The organism is Streptomyces sp. NPDC060031 (genome assembly GCF_042736805.1).
Taxonomy (GTDB): domain Bacteria; phylum Actinomycetota; class Actinomycetes; order Streptomycetales; family Streptomycetaceae; genus Streptomyces.
Genome location: NZ_JBHWVM010000188.1, coordinates 1 through 3,593, shown reverse-complemented (window position 1 = coordinate 3,593; position 3,593 = coordinate 1). Strand labels below are relative to the sequence as shown.

The 3,593-nt window shown below is 75.3% G+C and carries 2 protein-coding genes and 1 pseudogene; 2 read left to right on the top strand and 1 reads right to left on the bottom strand.

What is annotated here, in order from left to right:
• Positions 1-263: pseudogene (locus tag ACFWB8_RS36825) on the bottom strand (hypothetical protein); the annotation flags it as partial.
• A gap of 338 nt (positions 264-601) precedes the next feature.
• Here ACFWB8_RS36825 and ACFWB8_RS36820 point away from each other — a divergent pair.
• Both ACFWB8_RS36820 and ACFWB8_RS36815 read left to right on the top strand, forming a co-directional pair.
• Positions 602-1,858 carry an MFS transporter gene (locus tag ACFWB8_RS36820; RefSeq protein WP_385237620.1) on the top strand — a complete coding sequence of 419 codons (1,257 nt, stop codon included), beginning with the start codon at positions 602-604 and terminating at the stop codon, positions 1,856-1,858.
• Positions 1,859-2,173: 315 nt separating this feature from the next.
• Positions 2,174-3,502: a choice-of-anchor A family protein gene (locus ACFWB8_RS36815; protein ID WP_385237617.1), complete on the top strand. Its 1,329-nt coding sequence runs from the start codon at positions 2,174-2,176 to the stop codon at positions 3,500-3,502.
• The last annotated feature ends 91 nt before the right edge of the window (positions 3,503-3,593 follow it).

Here is a 3,593-nt window from a genome sequence, read left to right as displayed (position 1 = left end):
GGCTTCGCGTGGCGGGCGGCGGGCGGCCGGGGCGCCCGGGTGGCGGGCGCGTCCGGGTCCGGCTCCGCGTCGGCCGGTGTCGCGGGGAGCTTGCCGAGGGGCAGCGGCGCCGGTCCGTCCCGCGGGGCGGGCACCTCGGTGGCACCGGCCTGCGGTACGGACCGGCGCGCGGGGACGGCGGGAGTCTGCGGGCCGACGGAAACGCAGCCCGCGCTGGCGAGGAGCGCGACGAGGGAGAGGGGCACGGCCCGGCGTAACTGCATCCGTCCACCATGCCGTACGGGCGGGCCGGCCGGGCCCCGGGCTCACGCGTGCGGGTGAGGCCGGCGCGGGCCGAGGGGCGCCGGGCCCCTGGGCTGCGGCCACTGAATCGATCCGGCGGGGCGCGCGACGGCAGGGGAGCGGAACAGACGTGCTGCGGCGCGGGGGTGGACCGGACGGCTATTTCCGGACAGGGTGCGGGATGGGAACGGCCGTACGGCTGCCGGAGGAGGCGCGACCTCCGGCACTCCACGCTGCCGTTCGGCGCCGCGCGGGTCCCCCGCGGACGCCCCGACCGCTCTGGCCACCAGCTCGTCCCGCCCGTACGGAGCACCGAACCATGACCGCAGACGCCGCGCCCGCACCCGACACGACAACCCCGGCTCCCGTCCCGGCTCCGGCTCCCGCCACGGTCCCGGCTTCCGCCCCGGTCCCGGCTCCCGTCCCGACGTGGAAGGGGTGGGGTGCTGTCTTTGCCGTCGCGCTCGGCATCTTCTGTCTGATCACCTCCGAGCTGCTGCCCGTCGGACTGCTCACCCCGGTCGGCGGCGAGCTCGGGGTGTCCGACGGCGTCGCCGGTCTGATGGTCACCGTGCCCGGGCTGGTCGCGGGAGTCTGCGCGCCGGTCGTCACCGTCGGCGCCGGCCGGCTCGACCGGCGGACCGTGCTGTGCGCGCTGATCGCCCTGATGGCCGGCGCCAACCTCGTCGCGGCCCTGGCCCCCTCCTTCGCGGTGCTCCTGGCCGCCCGGCTGCTCGTCGGGGTCGGCGTCGGCGGCTTCTGGGCGATCGCCGGCGGGCTCGCCGTCCGGCTGGTCCCCGAGCGTCACGTCGGCCGGGCCACCGCGCTCGTCTTCGGCGGCGTCCCCACCGCCTCGGTGCTCGGCGTCCCCGCCGGAACCCTGCTCGGCGAACTCGGCAGCTGGCGCACCGCCTTCGCGGCCGTCGGGGGCCTCGGCCTCGCCACGCTGGCCGCCCTGCTCCTGCTGCTGCCCCCGCTGCCGCCGACCCGGCCCATCGCGTCGCGCCGACTGCCCGCGCTGCTGCGCGAGAACCGCGGGGTCCGGATCGGGGTGGCCGTCACCTTCCTCGTGGTGACCGGCCAGTTCGCCGCGTACACCTTCGTACGGCCCGTCCTCCAGGACGTGTCGGGGATCGAGGCCGGGTTCGTCAGCACCCTCCTGCTCGGGTACGGCGTCGCCGGGGTCGCCGGCAACTTCCTGGCGGGGACGCGCGGTGCGCGCCGCACGCTGCTCGTGGTCAGCACCTGCCTGACCGTGTTGCTCGGCCTGATCGCCGTCCTGCCGGGGGTGGCCGCCGGAACGGTCCTGCTGCTGGTGTGGGGGCTCGTCTACGGCGGGGTCTCGGTGAGCCTGCAGACCTGGATGACCGAGGCCGCTCCGGACGCCGCCGAGGCCGCCTCCTCGCTGATGGTGGCCATGTTCAACCTGGCCATCGCCGCGGGCGCGTTGGCCGGGGGCCTCGCGGTCGACGGGCTCTCGGCGCCGGCCGCCCCGCTCACCGGCGCCTGCCTGATGTGCTTGGCGGCCGTCACGATCGCGGTCACCTCGCGGGCGGGGGCCGCCGTCGACCGCTGAGCGGTACCCCGGGGCTTGTGGTGCCGGGCTCGTAAGTCCGCCCGTACGTCCGTCCGTACGTCCGTCCGTAAGTCCGCCCGTAAGTCCGCCCGTAAGTCCGCCCGTACGTCTGTCCGGTGTTGGCTGTCCGGTGTTGGCTGTCCGTTGTGCGAACGGTCAGCGGATCTGCCCGGCGCGGGACCCCACCCGGGTGTGACAGTGTGCCGGACGAAGCGGAATACCTGCTGGTCGGACGGATGGGGCGGATCGGACATCCGGCTTGACTCGGGCCATCCCGGGGGGAAAGAGTGCGCCGATCGAGCACCACTGCACCGCATGAGCTGCACTCCGGAGATGCCCAACATGTCCATAACCGTCCGCTCTTCGTACGCCGCCGCGGCCGCGATCGGCGGCTCCCTCGCAGTCGGCATCCTGGGCGCCGTCACGATCGCCGCCGCGCCCCTGGCCTCCGCCACACCGGCGGACCCGCAGCCGGCCGTCTGCGCGGGCGCGCTCGGTGTCGCGGGCCGGTACGGCGAGTTCATCGAGGGGGACGACCAGCACACTCCGGACGCCGAGGGTGCGGTGGCCGTCGGAGGGAACGCCGATTTCCGGGGCGGGTTCAGCGTCGGGCAGGAGCTGAGCTCCGGGCAGGTCGAAGCGCTCCCCGGCGGCAACGCCCTGGTCGTGGCGGGCAACGTCACCGGTGACGTACGGGTGATCAACGGAAACGGCATCTACGCGGGCACCCTCTCCGGCCTCGCCGAGGCCCACAACGGCAAGGTGGCCAAGGGTCCCTCGCCCATCGACTTCACCGCCGAGTTCCGCGCCCTGCGGGGCGCCTCCACGGCCCTCGCCGCCGCCCAGTCGCCCTCCGCGCAATGGCGCCTGGACGGCTCCACCCTGCAGCTCACGGGCACCGACGCGCAGTTCAACGGCTTCGTCCTGCCCGCCGCCGAGCTGGAGAAGGCCAAGGAGATCCGGATCAAGGTCCCCGTCGGCGCGGTGACCGTGGTCAACGTCAAGGGCGCCGCGTACGACCAGAACAAGGCGGAAACCACCGGCTTCTTCCTCTGGGACGAGGCGGGCAGGCGCGAGATGCTCGACGACAACCTGAGCAGCTCGGCCGACGGAGACATCCGCGCGAAACTGCTGTGGAACTTCCCCGACGCCACGAAGGTCACGAAGAAGAGCGGCAACGCGTGGCCGGGCACCATCCTCGCGCCCAACGCCGCACTCGACCTGGGCGACGGCGGCCCGGTCTACGGCTCCGTCATCGCCAAGTCGCTGACCGGCAAGGGGGGTGCCGAAACACACCACTACCCCTTCACCGGCTGCCTCCCGGCCGACCCGGTCCCCGCCGGATCCACCCCCTCGCCCGGCGGCTCCGTCCCGGCGGGCGCCACCCCGGCCGCCTCGGCGTCCGGACCGCACGGCGCACCGGGTACGCCCGCCCCGTCGAAGCCGGGCACGCCGAGCGGCTCCGCGGCCCCGACCCCGTCCGGCAGCGTCCCGCCCGCGGTCACCGGCCGCGGCAGCGGTGGCCTGGGCGGCGATCTGGCCCTGACCGGCGGCGGGGTGGCCCTGCCGCTCGCCATCGGCGGCGCCGTGGTGCTGGCCGCCGGTACGGGCATGGTCCTGGTCGCCCGGCGGCGCAGGGCCTGACCGGCCGGACGGGGGGGCCCGGCCCCCCCCCCCCGCCTACGGGTGGAGGAGGCGGGCCTTGGCCGTGGTGAACTCCTCCGGAGTGAGCAGG